15 protein-coding genes are annotated in these 15,549 nt (G+C 34.1%); 2 read left to right on the forward strand and 13 right to left on the reverse strand.

What is annotated here, in order from left to right:
- Nucleotides 1-14 precede the first annotated feature (14 nt).
- Both BXY58_RS02320 and BXY58_RS02325 read right to left on the reverse strand, forming a co-directional pair.
- The gene (locus BXY58_RS02320) at nucleotides 15-1,031 is read right to left on the reverse strand and encodes a glycosyltransferase family 2 protein (protein ID WP_120212185.1); all 1,017 of its coding nucleotides are present in this window, start codon (nucleotides 1,029-1,031) and stop codon (nucleotides 15-17) included.
- On the reverse strand, nucleotides 1,031-1,840 hold the full coding sequence (locus tag BXY58_RS02325) for a glycosyltransferase family 2 protein (RefSeq protein WP_120212186.1): 810 nt from the start codon (nucleotides 1,838-1,840) through the stop codon (nucleotides 1,031-1,033). The genes BXY58_RS02320 and BXY58_RS02325 overlap by 1 nt, the downstream gene beginning before the upstream one ends.
- A gap of 59 nt (nucleotides 1,841-1,899) precedes the next feature.
- Between BXY58_RS02325 and asnB the strand changes: the two genes are divergently transcribed.
- Nucleotides 1,900-3,723: an asparagine synthase (glutamine-hydrolyzing) gene (asnB, locus tag BXY58_RS02330; RefSeq protein WP_170144179.1), complete on the forward strand. Its 1,824-nt coding sequence runs from the start codon at nucleotides 1,900-1,902 to the stop codon at nucleotides 3,721-3,723.
- Here asnB and BXY58_RS02335 read toward each other — a convergent pair.
- From BXY58_RS02335 to BXY58_RS02350, 4 genes are read right to left on the reverse strand one after another with little or no spacing between them, the layout of a single operon-like run.
- The gene (locus tag BXY58_RS02335) at nucleotides 3,718-4,833 is read right to left on the reverse strand and encodes a glycosyltransferase family 4 protein (RefSeq protein WP_120212188.1); all 1,116 of its coding nucleotides are present in this window, start codon (nucleotides 4,831-4,833) and stop codon (nucleotides 3,718-3,720) included. The two genes, asnB and BXY58_RS02335, sit on opposite strands and share 6 nt — an antisense overlap.
- A complete protein-coding gene (locus BXY58_RS02340) occupies nucleotides 4,821-5,768 on the reverse strand; it encodes a glycosyltransferase family 2 protein (protein ID WP_120212189.1) in 948 nt (315 codons plus the stop codon). Before BXY58_RS02340 ends, BXY58_RS02335 begins: the two co-directional genes overlap by 13 nt.
- Nucleotides 5,769-6,566: a glycosyltransferase family 2 protein gene (locus tag BXY58_RS02345; RefSeq protein ID WP_120212190.1), complete on the reverse strand. Its 798-nt coding sequence runs from the start codon at nucleotides 6,564-6,566 to the stop codon at nucleotides 5,769-5,771. It lies immediately after the preceding gene.
- Between the two features lie 11 nt (nucleotides 6,567-6,577).
- Nucleotides 6,578-7,135: an acyltransferase gene (locus tag BXY58_RS02350; RefSeq protein ID WP_120212191.1), complete on the reverse strand. Its 558-nt coding sequence runs from the start codon at nucleotides 7,133-7,135 to the stop codon at nucleotides 6,578-6,580.
- A gap of 80 nt (nucleotides 7,136-7,215) precedes the next feature.
- Between BXY58_RS02350 and BXY58_RS02355 the strand changes: the two genes are divergently transcribed.
- Nucleotides 7,216-8,211, forward strand: a complete 996-nt coding sequence (locus BXY58_RS02355; RefSeq protein ID WP_120212192.1) for a glycosyltransferase family 2 protein — start codon at nucleotides 7,216-7,218, stop codon at nucleotides 8,209-8,211.
- Here the strand turns inward: BXY58_RS02355 and BXY58_RS02360 are convergent, their stop codons facing one another.
- Genes BXY58_RS02360 through BXY58_RS02390 form a run of 7 tightly spaced genes read right to left on the reverse strand, consistent with a single transcriptional unit; the run spans nucleotide 8,212 to nucleotide 15,544 of the window.
- Nucleotides 8,212-9,498, reverse strand: a complete 1,287-nt coding sequence (locus BXY58_RS02360) for a nucleotide sugar dehydrogenase (RefSeq protein ID WP_120212193.1) — start codon at nucleotides 9,496-9,498, stop codon at nucleotides 8,212-8,214.
- 3 nt (nucleotides 9,499-9,501) lie between these two features.
- Nucleotides 9,502-10,497: an SDR family oxidoreductase gene (locus BXY58_RS02365; RefSeq protein WP_120212194.1), complete on the reverse strand. Its 996-nt coding sequence runs from the start codon at nucleotides 10,495-10,497 to the stop codon at nucleotides 9,502-9,504.
- Between the two features lie 3 nt (nucleotides 10,498-10,500).
- The gene (locus tag BXY58_RS02370) at nucleotides 10,501-11,181 is read right to left on the reverse strand and encodes an NAD-dependent epimerase/dehydratase family protein (RefSeq protein WP_120212195.1); all 681 of its coding nucleotides are present in this window, start codon (nucleotides 11,179-11,181) and stop codon (nucleotides 10,501-10,503) included.
- Nucleotides 11,178-12,257 (reverse strand): non-hydrolyzing UDP-N-acetylglucosamine 2-epimerase, encoded by a 1,080-nt coding sequence (gene wecB, locus BXY58_RS02375; protein ID WP_120212196.1) that lies wholly within the window; start codon nucleotides 12,255-12,257, stop codon nucleotides 11,178-11,180. Before wecB ends, BXY58_RS02370 begins: the two co-directional genes overlap by 4 nt.
- 11 nt (nucleotides 12,258-12,268) lie before the next feature.
- Nucleotides 12,269-13,051, reverse strand: a complete 783-nt coding sequence (locus tag BXY58_RS02380) for a glycosyltransferase family 32 protein (RefSeq protein WP_120212197.1) — start codon at nucleotides 13,049-13,051, stop codon at nucleotides 12,269-12,271.
- On the reverse strand, nucleotides 13,048-13,989 hold the full coding sequence (locus tag BXY58_RS02385) for a glycosyltransferase (protein WP_120212198.1): 942 nt from the start codon (nucleotides 13,987-13,989) through the stop codon (nucleotides 13,048-13,050). Before BXY58_RS02385 ends, BXY58_RS02380 begins: the two co-directional genes overlap by 4 nt.
- A gap of 34 nt (nucleotides 13,990-14,023) precedes the next feature.
- Nucleotides 14,024-15,544, reverse strand: a complete 1,521-nt coding sequence (locus BXY58_RS02390; protein WP_120212199.1) for a glycosyltransferase family protein — start codon at nucleotides 15,542-15,544, stop codon at nucleotides 14,024-14,026.
- Between the last annotated feature and the right edge of the window lie 5 nt (nucleotides 15,545-15,549).

The raw sequence follows: 15,549 nt of genomic DNA on the forward strand, positions 1-15,549 counted from the left end.
TTTTGAAGCGTTTTTTAATTGGTATTACAGCCCATATCTTCATATTGTTTCCGGAACTTGGTAACCCATTTTTCAAATTCCACAATATTGATTTTTTCTGACACAAAGCTCTTAAGATAATCCATAGAAAAGTCTTTCGGAAAATTCTCCATAGCATCCAATTTGTCATTGAACCAAGCTTCATTAATCAAATGATTGAATAGATTAACATCGAAATCAAAACCATATTCGTGGTAAGAATTGGTGGCAGAAGACTGAAACGTTGTTTTCAGGGATTCTTTTTTCAGCCTGGAAATAAAATTGGGGTTTTGCTGATGTTTTTTATAGTAAACAGAAGCATTGATCAATTGTTTTTTCTCATCAACCCTACCGTCCATATCTTTCCATATTTCCAGCCAATAATTTTTTTTGAAAAATCCCATCAGTATCGAGTTCAAAGACCAATATTTCAGTGCGGTCAAATTATCTACAATTTTTAATTTGTACAGTAGCGTAAAGAATTTGTATCGATTATGAAAAAAAGCCGTCATCAGTGTTCTGTTCAGCAACAATAAATCTTTTGGTTTCGCAGATTCTATCTCATTTGATACCGAATTAAGAATCAAATCTTTTCGTTCGTTTTCATTTCCCAGCCATCCCAGTTTTAGAAGATGGATGTCAAATTGACGGGCTTGCTGTTGCAGCTCATCAACATTGACAGGATTTGTAAACCAAACATCATCTTCTGTTACAATAACATAATCCGAAGCGTTGCTCACACTGTTATACCAAAAGTGGGTTGGGATCTCAAAACCGTCAATTGCTTTGCCAGAAATTAAATTTTCCTCTATAGCTTTGATCTTTTTGGGATAATTGTCTGAGAGAAGGATTTGAACAGCAGGATGTTTTTGACGAATCTTATCCAAATATTTTTTCGGAGTTCCATCATCCAAAACTTTTATGTTAAAATCACCGGAAACCAATCTTTCGATAGATGACAGGCATCTGTCAAGGTAAAAAGGACGATTGAAAGACTTAATAATTATATCCATTACTGCAGTTTTCTTTGAATCTTTTTTAGAAATGTATTCTGCTTTTTTAAAATAAATTCTGGAAGATTGGTTACATCGTTGATGTTTTTTCCATACAAAAATTGGATATTTCTTCTCTTTGCAGTGTCTAGAATGACCCGCTGCCAATTTTCATTGAGTTTGATTTTTTTTGATGAGTCCTGAGAAACTCCGTTTGAATGCAATCTATAATAGTATAGCGGCTGGTTGATGAACGTGAAACACCCCGTCTCATACAATTTTAAATATAAATCCTGATCTACAGCTGAAGTGAGATCCGGATTGATACCGGAAGTTATGTCATAAGCTGATTTTTTGAAAGTGAAAAAATGATTAGCTTCTAAAAATACATTGAAAAACTTGCTATCCCCATTTTTAACCGCTCGCGAATGAGGGAACAACTTTATTGGATTTAGATGATCGTCACATAGCAAAAATCTAGAATAGGTTACTACATTTTTTTCTGTATGATTATTTAAACTAATTTCTATTGCGTTTTCGGCCAGAGCGTCATCCGGATCAACAAATCCGCAGATTTTACCATTGGACATATCTATACATCTTCTTTTAGTATATCCAACGCCTTGGTTTTTTTCATTTTTATAAAGATAGAATCTAGCATCATCCCTTACCAAGGTTTCTATCTTTTCGAATGAACCATCAGTAGAACAATCATCTACCAAAATCACTTCAAAATCTTCGAAGGTTTGCTTCATAAGACTTTTATAACAATCCTTGAAATATTCAAAATTATTATAGTGGGCTATAAGAACCGAAAATTTTTTCATCATCTAATAATATGCTCAAAATTAACAAAATAATCTTAGATTTGTGCCTTAAATATTGCTATATGTGCGGAATTGCTGGGATTGTAAAGAAAAATATTTTTGAGGAAAATTCCTACAGAGATACTCTGAAAAAAATGACCGATTCTATAATCCACCGCGGTCCTGATGATGAAGGTCACGAGTTTTTTCAAAACTGCTTCTTAGGCTTCAGAAGATTAGCAATCGTCGACCTTTCAAGTGACGGACACCAGCCTATGTATTCTAACACAAAGAATGAATGTATTGTTTTCAACGGCGAAATCTATGGTTACCGCGATCTAAAGACAGAAATATCAGATTATCCTTTCAAAAGTAATACAGATACAGAAGTAATATTGTCTCTATACCAGAAAAGTGGTTTCGAACTTCCCCAACAACTGAATGGCATGTTTTCCTTAGCAATATGGGATGAAGCGAAGCAACAGCTATTTTGTGCTCGGGATCGATTTGGAGAGAAGCCTTTTTATTATGCTATTGGGAAAAATGGAGAATTTATTTTTGCTTCTGAAATCAAAGCCATTCTGGCTACCAATCTTATTGATGCTGAATTGAATGACGAAGCTATTTATCACTTTTTACGGCATATGTACGTCAATAGCCAGCAGAGTATTTATAAAAACATAAATGTCTTACCTCCGGCGCACCAATTGGTTTATAAAGATGGTGAAATTGAGATTTCTCAATATTGGAATTTTCCGAATGATGAATTACAGATCTCTGAGGAGGAAGCGATTAAAAACTTTAAAAAATTAGTTGAAAAATCTGTCGAGAAACAGTTGGTGGCAGATGTGAAAGTTGGAGCCTTCCTTAGCGGCGGATTGGATTCCGGAACATTAGTGGCACTCTCTGCGAACAAAAATCAAAATCTAACAACTCTTGGCTTTCAGTATCAAGGGGACTGGGACGAGATGCCTGATGCAAGAAGTATCGCCGGAAAATATAAGACTGATCACAAAGAGGTTGGTTTACAAAACTCTGAGATACCGCAAGTCCTGGTTGAGGTTCTGAAAAAAATGGACGAGCCTATCGCAGATACGGCGATATTGGCAACATATACCATTTGTAAAGAAGCAGCCAAGAATATGACTGTAGTAATTACCGGAAATGCCGGAGATGAATTATTTGGTGGTTATGGTTGGTATCAAAAAGAACAAGAGATTCTTGAGAAAGGAAGTGCAAACTCTGCTTTATTACCTCTGTATAAAATTGGGTCAACGGTTAGCGAGAAGCTAGGATTGGAAAAACAGAGACAATATTTCCTGGATAAGATATTTAGATCCAAATTTCCGGATATTGTTTCTTATCAGAAAGGAAAAGTTCATAATAACTTTTCTAATGAAGAAACATCTAAGTTACTCACAACTAATAAGAATTATGAACATCAATACTTCTTTAATTTAGATAAGAACAACCTGAACACTTGTCTGAAAATGGATCTTACGAATGTGATTCCGGGAGACTATCTGGTTAAAGATGACCGTATTGCAATGATGCATTCTATTGAATTAAGAACGCCTTTCCTAGATAAAAATTTAGTTGAGTTTTGCTCTGCGCTTCCAACAAAATATAAAGTTAATTCCAGTCAGACCAAAATTATTCTGAGAAAGGCATTTGGAGACCTATTAACATCAAACATTCTAAATAAGAAGAAACAGGGTTTTGGTGCTCCCATTGCTGATTGGTTAAAAATAACCGAAATGGAAGACTTGACAACAAAAATTTTAAAGAATTCTACTTCGAAAATCTTTAATAAATTGAATTTTGATGAGGTTCAGAAGCAATTAAATTATAACTATAAACACTGGTCGTTATTGGTACTTGGAATTTGGATGGAAGAACATTCATAAGTTGACAGCTTTGCGGATTGCTTTTTCTACCTCTTCGATATGTTTTCTCATAGAGAAATTCTCGGAAATAAATTTTTTGCCGTTTTGCCCAAATTCTTTTAAACGATCAGGGTTTTGTAGAAGTTCAATCATCTTATTTCCCATCTCTTCCCAATCATTTTCTTCTACGAGATAACCTGTCTTTCCGTCTATTACTGTATCAACAATGCCGCCATGTCTGGTAGAAACTATTGGAAGACCTGCGGCAGAGGCTTCTAATATTGCTACAGGTGTACCTTCTGCATCCCCTGTAGAAGTGGTTACTGAATGTTGAATAAAGATGGCACTCTTAGAAAGTAAATTAATCTGTTCTTCCGGCGTGACCCAACCCACGAATTCTACAGAGTTCTGGATATTCAGTTGATTAACGAGGTTTTTTGTGTCCTCAAAAAGTTCTCCCTCACCTGCAAAAAGTAGTTTAGCATTTGGACATTCTTTTAATACTTTATGGAAAGCTTTGATCGTTGACAATGGAGATTTCATCTCAGCAAATCTTCCTATTGCAACAAAATTTTGAGAAGAATAATCCGGATGTATTTCAAAAAACTCATCTCTGGCTCCAAGTGGAGAGAAAATGATTTGCTCTTCTTGAAAACCAATTTTTTTTAACCTGGGAACCATGTTCTTCGCAACAGGAACAACAATAGACTTATAAGCTGCAAGCTTTTTATAGCTTTCGTAGTTTTTTTTCAAAACTGCATCCTGGTGTATTTCATAGCCTAACACATTCGAAACGATTGGGATATTTAACTCCTCACAAGCTTCACGAATTGCTGACCCTGTGTTCATAAACTCAGCTAAGACACAATCAATTTTTTCTTTCTGTAATATTTTTTTAAATCTGTTTTTAATTAATTGACTAAGTTTTTCTTGATTTTTAAACGACAGTAAAGAATACCAATATCTAAGAATTTTTTGCTGTTTCTGAGATGTTCCCATATAAAAATAAGGAACAAAACCGCCGAAAAGTACTATTTTTGAAAAAGGTAGATATTCTATGTAATTTCTGCTAAAGGTTCCCATCGGCTTCAGTCTCCCGTTTGTTGCAATAGCAATTTTTATTTTTTCCATCGGTTAATTAATTTGGTTAAAATAGCTTTTGTCAGTAGATCAATATTTGAAATATTTAAAAGAGGAAATTGTGTAATAGTAAAAAAAGAATTTAGAAAACATTCTTTCAAAGAATGATAACGGATCCACTCGTCTACAAGGCTTGTAGAAATTTCTTTTTTCTGTTTAATGGTATAATCTATATTTTCAATAAAAAATTGATTCACCTTAATTTTCTCTAAGATTCTCAATTCTCTTTTTTCAAGAGTATTGTAATTTCTGGTAGATTGAGGAGAGTGTCTGAAAAAATTTTGTTTACTCGCTCGGAAATAAACATTGCCTTCTTCCAGGAGAATGTGAGAGTAAAAAAGCCAGTCTCCTGATGTTTTAAAATTTTGTATTTTCTGGATTGCTTTTATACCCAGATCTTTTTTAAAAATAACGGAACTAACATTAAGGATGAAATTTTTTTTAGATAAATAATTCTTAACATAAATAGATCCATCTATTTTATGATCATTATTCCACAGATTTTCATCAAGCTCTTGGGTGTATTTTTGGATAGTGTTATGAAAAGGTTCCTCGTTCTCTCCAATCAGGTTGGTATCACAATAATAAAGTGAAACATCTGTATTATCAGAAAGGATATTATTAGCAGTATCTAAAAAATCAGAACTGGAAAAATCATCGCTTTCAGCAATCCAAATATAATCATACTTTGCAAGTTCCACGCCTTTTTTCCATTGTGAAAAGGGGCTTCCTGAGTTTTTCTTGTTATAGAGTCTATGTGTTATTCTCTGGTCATTGTAAGAATCCAGTATAGATAGACTCTCATCAGTAGAACAATCATCCAGAATAATTATTTCAAAGTCAACAAAAGATTGATTCAATATAGAATCTATTCTTTTTTTCAAAAATCTCGCGTGATTATAATTAGGAATGATGATAGAGAACATTTAATAATCTTTTTTATAACCAGTTAATTCTCCTTGTTGGTTAAGTTTCCAGGAGGCAGAATTATCTGCGACTCCAAAATAATGACGTTGCTCATTATTATAATTATTAGGATCTATAAACCAGCCCATATGTTCACAAGTATAATTCCCTGCAAATCGTAATGCTTGATAATAGTTTACATTTTTAAAACGTTTAGGATAAAGAGGTTTATATAAAGCAAATGTAGTATCTATATCAGCGTTATATATTTCTGGTTTAATTTCATCTTTCCAATATTTTTCTTCCCAATGTATTACCTTGTCCTTGTTAGGATAAAAATCAGGGATATTCTGTAAGTTTAATGCAAAGCCAACCTTGGTAACTTTATTAAAGTTATTCCCTAATTCTGAAATAAAACTTTTTAGAAAATTTTCTGGTAATTTGGGATTGGGTAAAATGTCAGGATCAGTGATGATGTAATAGCCCTGGGTATATTTTTCTATCAATTCCGGAGAGTTAAAAAATACTCTATAACCTAGGTTGCTAGCTTGTCTCTCTAAAGTTACCTTATCCTTGATTGTTTCAAAATAGTCTAGCAAAGGTCCGTATGTTGAGCAATTATCTACAATAACTATGTTCGTAAAATTTCTATCTAAGAAAAAACTTACTAAATTTTTCAAATGTTCAAGCTGATTGAAGCTGATGATAATTATAGGAATCTCTTTAGGATTTTTTAATTGCCTGCGAACGGTTTTACTTGTTAATTGTAGGAAACGATAGTAAAAAAAATTGATTAGTTCATTAATTCTTTTTTTCATAAAAAATCAATTTAATGTATTATCAGCTCTTGCTTATTAATGATAATTGTGTTGTCAGGAACATCTTTATGAATTACACAGCCGGCCCCCAATATTACATTATCTCCTATCGTTACATCTTTTAGTATTACCACATTTGCACCAGTCCAAACATTGTTGCCTATTTTTACTTTACCAATATTAAAATCTGTTTTGGAAACCGAGAAAGGCTCTTTTGTGTATTGATGATTGTGGTCAAAGATTTTCATCCCTTCGCCTAAGATACAGTTTTCGCCAATTTCAATTTCTCCAAGACAAGAAATTGTTGCTCTTGTGATATAAGTATTTTTGCCAATACTCAATTTGGCATTTGGTTTTACAGTAATGAAATTATTTTGATTGATGATCACACTTTCTTCGATGTCAAATCTCGCATTTGGAGAAATATCTAAAACATTATCGGAACCAAGTTTGAAACTGGGATGAATTCGGCTGGATGGCGTAAAAAAAGAATCACGCTGTTTAGAAATTATGCAAAGTCTAACAAAGTTTTTTATTTTGATAAATAACAAGCCCAGGAGTGATTTCATTTTATTTTCAAATCATTTAATACAAAGATAGAGTTTTAAGGTTTATTTCAATATTTTTGTTTAAAATTAAAATACACCTGATGACTCCTCTTGTTACCATCGTAATACCTGTTTATAACGTTGAAAAATTTATCGAAAGATGTCTGCGGTCGGTTGTTAATCAAACCTACAAAAATATCGAATGTATCTTGGTCAATGATGTAACACCAGATGCGTCAATGGAGGTCGCAGAGGCATTTATTCAGAAAAATCCGGAGTTTAATTTTATTGTATTTGATCAGTCGACAAATCAGGGTCTGTCGATGGCGAGAAACGCAGGGATTGATCGGGCAAAAGGAAAATACATCTATTTTCTTGACAGCGATGATGAGATCACAAATTATGCAATTGATCATCTTGTAAAAATGGCAGAAGAAACCAATGCGGAAATGGTCCTGGGGCAAAGTGTCTGCATCAATGAAGAAGAAAACTGGAAACGAAATTATTTCCCGGTCAGTTCCAAAAAAGATATTCTTGAAGGGAATAAAGAAATCGTCCGGAATTTTGTAAAAGGCCAGTATCCTGTCATGGCTTGCGATAAGCTGGTTAGAATGGATTTTCTTATGAAACACAAATTATATTTTGTAAAAGATCTGTTTTCTCAGGATGTTCTGTGGAGTTTCCAGAGTATGTTGAAATTTGAGAAAATTGCTTTCCTTAGAGAAGATACTTATCTGTATTATTTCCATGGCGCATCGATTATTCATAACAGGGGAGAGAAGCATTTTGGCAACTGGATCACGATTGCGTCTTATATGGATAAAGCGTACAGTGAAGAGAAAGATTCCTATAAGAAGAAAATGATCCTTGAGTATCTGATCGATTTTAAGGCTTCAACGTTGCAGATGAATTGGAAAGGACAAAAAAATGAAGCACTCTGGAAAAAAAGTTACAAGGCTTACAATCAAATGAAATCGTTGAGTATAATTGACTATTTTTCCTCAGACTACTCTCTGAAAATAAAAAAGCAGGACTTATTTCACCGCCTGCCTTTGTTTATTGGATATCCATTTTTCCGATGGAGATTTGATCGTTAATTACAATCGCGTTATTCCATTTTCTTTTTCCAAAATCCCTTTCACATCATAGATAATGCCGTTTTCAGAAAGGAGATTTTTGATATTAAGACTTTCAAATTCTTTATGAGAAACTGCTAAAACTACAGCATCGTATTTTTTGAAAGGTGGTTTGGTTGAGGTTTCGAGACCGTATTCGTGTTTTACTTCTTCCGGATTGGCCCACGGATCATAGATGGAAACATTGATGCCGTAATCTTCTAAATTCTTAACAACATCTACGACCTTTGTGTTTCTAACGTCAGGACAATTTTCTTTGAATGTGAAACCTAAAACCAAAACATCCGAACCATTAACTTTTAGATCTTGTCTCAGCATTTGCTTCACAGTTTCGCTGGCAACATATTGTCCCATAGAATCATTCATCCTTCTTCCAGCCAAAATGATTTCCGGATGATAGCCGAATTCCTGAGCTTTCTGAGCGAGATAATAAGGATCGACGCCAATGCAGTGTCCGCCAACTAAACCTGGTTTGAACGGAAGAAAGTTCCATTTGGTTCCTGCAGCAGTTAACACATCGTGCGTGTCAATTCCCATCAGGTTGAAAATCTTTGCCAATTCATTAACAAAGGCAATATTAATATCTCTCTGAGAATTTTCTATCACTTTTGCCGCTTCTGCAACCTTGATGGTTGGAGCCAAATGCGTTCCTGCGATGATAACCGATTTGTAAAGATCATCAACTATTTTTCCGATTTCCGGAGTAGAGCCGGCCGTTACTTTCAGGATTTTTTCAACTGTATGTAGCTTATCGCCTGGATTGATTCTTTCCGGTGAATAACCGGCAAAGAAATCCACATTGAATTTCAAACCCGAATTTTTTTCCAGCACAGGAATACATTCTTCTTCTGTAACACCGGGGTAAACAGTCGATTCATAGATGACAATGTCTCCTTTTTTAAGAACTTTGGCAACTGTTTCACTTGCTTTATAAAGCGGGGTAAGATCCGGACGATTGTTTTTATCGACAGGTGTCGGAACGGTTACAATATAAATATTAGAATCTGCAATATCTTCCAATTGATTGGAACAGAATAATCCTGTTGCTCCAAAATCTGGATTGTTTGCAACCAAAGCAGATTTTAACAAATCGTCTTCAACTTCCAAAGTATCATCTTTTCCTGCATTGAGATCTGCAATTCTTTTTTCATTAATATCAAATCCTACGACTGGATATTTTGTAGAGAATAATCTTGCTAATGGCAAACCGACATAACCAAGACCTATTATTGTAATTTTATGATTCATTGTTTATTTAAGATTATTCCAATACCATTTTACAGCTTCTTTCAAACCTTCTTTCATAGAGTGTTTTGGCTGATATTTCAATAAGTTTTTTGCTTTGTCGATACTCGCAAGAGAATGCGGGACGTCGCCTTTTCTATAATCGCCGTAGATCACTTCTATATCTGCAATTTTAGGATCAAAATCGGATAAATATTCTTTCAGATTGCTTACGAGATCATTAAGGGTTGTTCTTTCTCCGAAAGCCGTATTGTAAACCTGATTTAAGGATTCTGAGTTGTCAGACGTTATTGCCAAGAGATTCATAAGGATGACATTATCGATATAAGTGAAATCTCTGGAATATTCTCCGCCACCATTGATTACGGGAGATTCGTGATTCATCAATTGCATCACGAATTTAGGAATTACCGCTGCATAAGCACCATTCGGATTCTGCTTTCTTCCAAAAACGTTGAAATATCTCAAACCAATGGTATCAAAGTCATAAGTTCTTTTGAAAACATCAGCATATAACTCGTTGACATATTTTGTAATCGCATAAGGTGATAATGGTTTCCCGATCACATCCTCAACCTTTGGAAGACTTTCGGAATCGCCATAAGTTGATGAACTTGCGGCATATACAAATCTTTTTACGCTGGCATCCCTGGCAGCTACTAACATATTCAGAAACCCACCTACATTCACATCGTTGCTTGTAATCGGATCATTGATTGACCTTGGAACAGAGCCAAGCGCCGCTTCGTGTAAAACAAAATCCTGGTTTTCACAAGCTTTTTTACAATCTTCCAAATTGCGGATATCACCTTCAATTAATTTGAAATTTGGGTGATTTTTGATTGCTTCCAGATTTTCTCTGAAGCCTGTGGAAAAATTATCCAGACAAGTCACATTTGCGCCGAGTTTTATAAGTTCTTCACAAAGATTGGAACCGATAAAACCGGCTCCACCAGTGACTAAGATATTTTTATTATTAAGTTTTTCTTTGAAATCGTTCATAGTTTAAGAGTAATATTTCTCTAATATTCGGCAAAGATATGATTCTTTGTTATTAAGATTGTTAATTCTAAAATAATCTTCAACATCCGGGATATTAATATCATAGCCGGAACCACTTTTAATAAGATTAAGATTGATCCTGGTATTGTAAAAACGTTCAATGATTTCCAGTATTTCGATAATACTATAATTCTGAACATAAGCCACATTCACTATTTTATTGAACTCTGATTTTTCTATTAATTGGAAAGTGATGTTTCTTATATCATCAGCATCTATGAGATTCCTGGTTGCTTTTGTATGAACGTTAATGGTTTCGCTGTTCTTAATGGAACGGATAAGATAATTCATCAACAAATTAGGATTACCACCTTTTCCAACAGCATTGCTAACTCTTAAAATCAGATATTTCTGACAAGAGTTTTTTATCAGTTGTTCCATTTTCAGTTTATGAAGAACGTAATCGCTGCCTGTTTTGGATGAATCATAAACGCTGCAAGTAGAAAAATACACGAATAATTGACCCGGATTTTCGGATATTGTTTTTTTTACAAGATCTTCTTCTCTCAAAAATTCGGAAATTCTGGTTTCCAGGGAATTAGAAACTCCAGATGCGAAGAAAATGGTATCTTTCCATTCACTTTCGTGGAATAATGATGCTATAAGACCTTTTCCGACTATCATATTAATAGTGTTTTTACAATTCTTTCAGAGGCTTTTCCGTCACCAAACGGATTATTTTTATTTTCAAAAATATAAGCCTTGGGATCATTCCAAATTTGTCTGAATGTGGATTTTATTTTATTCGGATCACTGCCAACCAAGATACCACAGTTACAATCCAAAACTTCCGGTCTTTCTGTTTCTTCACGGAGAATCAAGACTCTTTTCCGAAGGCTGGGAGCTTCTTCCTGAATCCCGCCGGAATCTGAAATGATAAGTTTTGCAACAGCCATTCTTTTAATCGTTTCTACATACGCCAATGGCTCTAGAAAGATTAGATTTTCAGGTTTTTCTGAGTTGAAAGTGTCGAGAATAATTTTTCTTGTATTTGGGTTTGGATGAAGTGCCCATTCAAAAATAATGTCAGGATTTTCATTTGCCAGCTCCATAATAGACCGGGATATTTGCTGTAAAGGCTGGCCTATGTTCTCACGACGATGTGCTGTAATAAAAACCTTGTTTTGATACTCTATCTCAATGTTTTCCTTATCAAGAATCAGTTGTATCATATCTACAATCGTATTTCCCGTTAAAAGAATTTTTTCGGCAGCGATGCCGTCTTTTATAAGATTAGTTTTTGAAAGTTCGGTCGGCGCAAAGTTAATATCCGTACCTAATGAAACGACTCTTCTGTTATACTCTTCTGGAAAAGGGAGTTTGATATCCGAGGTTCTTAGGCCTGCCTCAATATGATAGAATTTTTTCTGTTCCATGAAAGAGACAATAGAAGAAGCTAAAACCGTAAATGTGTCTCCTTGAGCAACAATCTTATTAATGCTTTCCTTATGAACAAGATCTGATATGCTATTAATAAGTTTTGCAACCAAATTAGAATTTGTAAAATCTAAAGATTGTACGGCAAGTCTTGCATCAGGAATGATACCAAAACTTTCTTCCATCTTGGTAAGAAGATCATCGTGTTGACCGGTATTCACCAAAAAAACATCTTTTTTCTGCTGACGAAATTGGTTAACAACAGGGAAAATTTTCAAAAACTCTGGCCTGGTTCCGTAGATGATGGCAATTTTATCATTCATAACAGTGTTTTTTAAGGTTTGATTCTTCTCAAGATATGTTTGATCAACATTTTTAAAGGAAATTGATTCAACATCTCATCAGCTGAAATGATATGCATATTGTTCACAGCATTATGGATTTCTTTTTTTCCTTCTCTTATGTCAGCCAAATTTTTCATTGAATGATAAGCATGCACATAATCTTTAAATGGGTTTGGAGTATCTCTCTCATGCCACGTTCCTACAAAATGATGACTAGCATAATTCTTAGGCAAATCTAAACAAAAATATGTTGAGGGATAGATAACAATGCCGTCTGCTAACTCCTGATACTCGTCTTTTTCAGGGTCGGCTTGGTAATGTTTTGTAAGCAAGTCCGAAACAAATACAGTATTGGTGGTTAAATCAAAATCATTTTTTTGATGATAAAAATCCAAAACCATTTTTGGCCAGGGATGATTTTGTTCTGTCGCCCAAAGTGCAGTAAATGGAGAACCTTTGATTTCGAACCCGGAAAAGGCACGATGAACTAGAAATTCATCCAATGGAAGTTTCACTTCTACATCAATGTCCATATAGATGCCGCCCTGCTCAAATAGAGCTAATGCTCTGGCGTAATCTGATACAAAAGCCCACTTCTTCTTTTCTGCAGCAAGACGAACATATTCGCAACAATTGATATCGAAGTTGGATTCATTCCATTCTATGATCTCATAATCCGGAAGATTCTTTTTCCAAGAATCGAGACAGATGTAGAAAGATTCCGGTTTTGGATTGCCTCCGAACCAGCAGTAGTGTATTTTTTTTGGGATCATGTATTCTTAGTATTTATCAGTCCTTTGAAAAAATTTTTAGCGAATAGAGCCACAGATCCTGTATCCCTCAATTGTTGAAGCAATAGTTGTCTGTAGTAGGAATCGAAAACATTTAATCTTTTGTTCTTTAACTCACTGTTAATTCTTTGCCTCATTGATATATTTAACAAATTTTTATAACCTACAGAGTTGTTTTTCTCTATGAGATCTTTGTATACATCGTAAGTGAACTTAATTTTTTTTCTTTCGTCCTGAGATAAAAAAACATTGTTGCCATGAACTCGGTAAACAGCATCATTATCTTTTGTATATATGGCAGCGCCGTGATCAAGGATATGATGTTTGATATGGGTGTCGCAGTAAAATTGATACTTCGTTCTAAGACTGAGATCCAATGCATTTGATCGGAAAACAATTGTCATTGTCTGGATGCGGATAAATTTTTCAAAATCTGCCTGTGTAAATTTGAATGAATCTTTACCCTGAAAAAAATCCTTTCTAAAAAAGGGACAATCCGAGGTAGAGCCGTCATTGTATAATTCTTTGTAACGGTGACAAGCCATTACAATATCGTCATTGGACTCCAATAAGTCTATTTGTTTCTGAAGTTTATCCTCATTTGACCAAAAGTCATCACCTTCACACAGCGCTATATACTTAGCGCCGGAATCTTGACACCTTTGTAATGTGTAAATGAAATTGGGCATCCATCCAAGATTGTTTTTTTGTTTGATGAAAGTTACATTTCTTTTTTTCGGATGGTTTTCCAAATAATTGTCTACAACCTGTTGCGTACTGTCTGTTGAAGCGTCATCTGATAAAAAAACATGATAATCAAAATTTGTTTTTTGATTAAGTACGCTTGATAATGCTTCTACTATATAATCCTGCTGATTATAAGAAATCATAAAAACCGCGACCAGAGGATTATTATTCATCTTTAGTTTCCGAATGTTTTATAAAATAGGATTATTAGTTAATATGTTTTTCAAAGATATAATTAAAAATTTGAGTCTTGCTTAAGGCGTATTTTACATTTTTGTTTTTTGGATATACTTGGGCTAATTTTTTTATTTTTTTTAAAAAACCGAGCTGTTCCGTGTATCTGAAATGAGATATCATGTAGCTGTCAATTTTACTTAGCATTCTTTCGTTTTCTGTACTGTAAAAAACATCTTCCGTAAAATTACTGATGCGATGTTGTTTGGAATCTGCTTTTTGGTAGATTTTTTTTAATAAATCTTTCCAGGCATTTTCAGAATATAATTTTTCTACAAGACCATACTGTTTTTCAGCAATTTCTTTACGGGTATTGAAATTTTCTACCAAATCGCTGACCAGGTCTCTCCATTCTTGTTTGTTTTTTGGATAAATGATTCCGTGACTTTTATCGTCATTGAAAAGCTTAAGAGAACTCAAAGGATTATAATGCAAGACAAATGGAATTTTTTTCTGAGCGGCCTGGAGTAATGCGGTGAACGAAGGTAAAGGAAATCCTTCTAGAAATATATCCATTTGATTTTCAATCTTATTTAATTCCTCAGGATTTAAAACGCCAAGATAATTGATATTAGGATGCTGATATTGTTTTGCAAAAACGGAGGTTTTATCAACGCCAACAATATTTATTTTAACATTGGAATGCTTTTGTGCAATAGTAAGTATCTCTTCATAAAAATTATAATTTTCATTTGGAGTATATTTATACAAACTCCCTGTACTTATAATATTAATTTGATCATTATGACCGTCGTTCTGATAATTTTTTATGAAATCAGGAGACTTTAGTGGGATTGGTAAAACAGATTGGTCAGATATATTTCTCCTTTGCTTATCAAGATCAATATTTGATTCTCTTATTTGAATCAAAATATCAGTAATTATGGTTCCTAACCAAAAAGTATGGTCAGCATGATTGAGGAGTAGAACAGGCGTTTTTATATTTTCATCTGACAGTGCTAAAACCGGAATAACCTCATTGGGATTGGTGTGCAAAACGATGTAATCATAATCACCATTAGCAATATATTGTTTCAACTCTTCAGCCTTTTGTAATTTGGGCTGGTGTTTTAAGCTAATCAATTTTGCTGCATTTTTCTCATTATAAGAAAAAGCAATATTTTCTGCATCCCTTAGATCTTGAGCAGTTGTTATAACTGTATGTTTATTGTCAGAATCTAATCTTATCCAATTGAATAAAAGCGCAGAGTGACCACCTACTTTTTTTATTTCGGTACAGATGTGTAATACATTTTTTTCTTTAGGATCGGCTTTGGGTAATTTTTTCTCGAATGGTTTCAATGTCTTACCAATCTCAACGAGGATTTTCTCCAAAGAATGCAGCTTATAAAATCCACTAAAATTTAGCCAGGCAAAAACAGCTGTTAACTCAATATAATTTATACAATCTTCGTATAAACCTTCTTCATATAATTCTTGAGCTGTTTTAATCCTTGTTTTAAGATATCTTCTATTGTTCTCTAGAATAGACATTATTC

The organism is Epilithonimonas arachidiradicis (assembly GCF_003610695.1).
In the GTDB taxonomy this organism is placed as follows: domain Bacteria; phylum Bacteroidota; class Bacteroidia; order Flavobacteriales; family Weeksellaceae; genus Epilithonimonas; species Epilithonimonas arachidiradicis.

What these genes read in the sequence shown, in the direction of transcription:
- wecB (WP_120212196.1), bottom strand. Translation starts at nt 12,257, where the DNA reads ATGAATGATAAAATTGCCATCATCTACGGAACCAGGCCAGAGTTTTTG.
- BXY58_RS02320 (WP_120212185.1), bottom strand. Translation starts at nt 1,031, where the DNA reads ATGGATATAATTATTAAGTCTTTCAATCGTCCTTTTTACCTTGACAGA.
- BXY58_RS02350 (WP_120212191.1), bottom strand. Translation starts at nt 7,135, where the DNA reads ATGAAATCACTCCTGGGCTTGTTATTTATCAAAATAAAAAACTTTGTT.
- BXY58_RS02325 (WP_120212186.1), bottom strand. Translation starts at nt 1,840, where the DNA reads ATGATGAAAAAATTTTCGGTTCTTATAGCCCACTATAATAATTTTGAA.
- BXY58_RS02345 (WP_120212190.1), bottom strand. Translation starts at nt 6,566, where the DNA reads ATGAAAAAAAGAATTAATGAACTAATCAATTTTTTTTACTATCGTTTC.
- BXY58_RS02360 (WP_120212193.1), bottom strand. Translation starts at nt 9,498, where the DNA reads ATGAATCATAAAATTACAATAATAGGTCTTGGTTATGTCGGTTTGCCA.
- BXY58_RS02365 (WP_120212194.1), bottom strand. Translation starts at nt 10,497, where the DNA reads ATGAACGATTTCAAAGAAAAACTTAATAATAAAAATATCTTAGTCACT.
- BXY58_RS02340 (WP_120212189.1), bottom strand. Translation starts at nt 5,768, where the DNA reads ATGTTCTCTATCATCATTCCTAATTATAATCACGCGAGATTTTTGAAA.
- BXY58_RS02380 (WP_120212197.1), bottom strand. Translation starts at nt 13,051, where the DNA reads ATGATCCCAAAAAAAATACACTACTGCTGGTTCGGAGGCAATCCAAAA.
- BXY58_RS02335 (WP_120212188.1), bottom strand. Translation starts at nt 4,833, where the DNA reads ATGGAAAAAATAAAAATTGCTATTGCAACAAACGGGAGACTGAAGCCG.
- asnB (WP_170144179.1), top strand. Translation starts at nt 1,900, where the DNA reads ATGTGCGGAATTGCTGGGATTGTAAAGAAAAATATTTTTGAGGAAAAT.
- BXY58_RS02385 (WP_120212198.1), bottom strand. Translation starts at nt 13,989, where the DNA reads ATGAATAATAATCCTCTGGTCGCGGTTTTTATGATTTCTTATAATCAG.
- BXY58_RS02370 (WP_120212195.1), bottom strand. Translation starts at nt 11,181, where the DNA reads ATGATAGTCGGAAAAGGTCTTATAGCATCATTATTCCACGAAAGTGAA.
- BXY58_RS02390 (WP_120212199.1), bottom strand. Translation starts at nt 15,544, where the DNA reads ATGTCTATTCTAGAGAACAATAGAAGATATCTTAAAACAAGGATTAAA.
- BXY58_RS02355 (WP_120212192.1), top strand. Translation starts at nt 7,216, where the DNA reads ATGACTCCTCTTGTTACCATCGTAATACCTGTTTATAACGTTGAAAAA.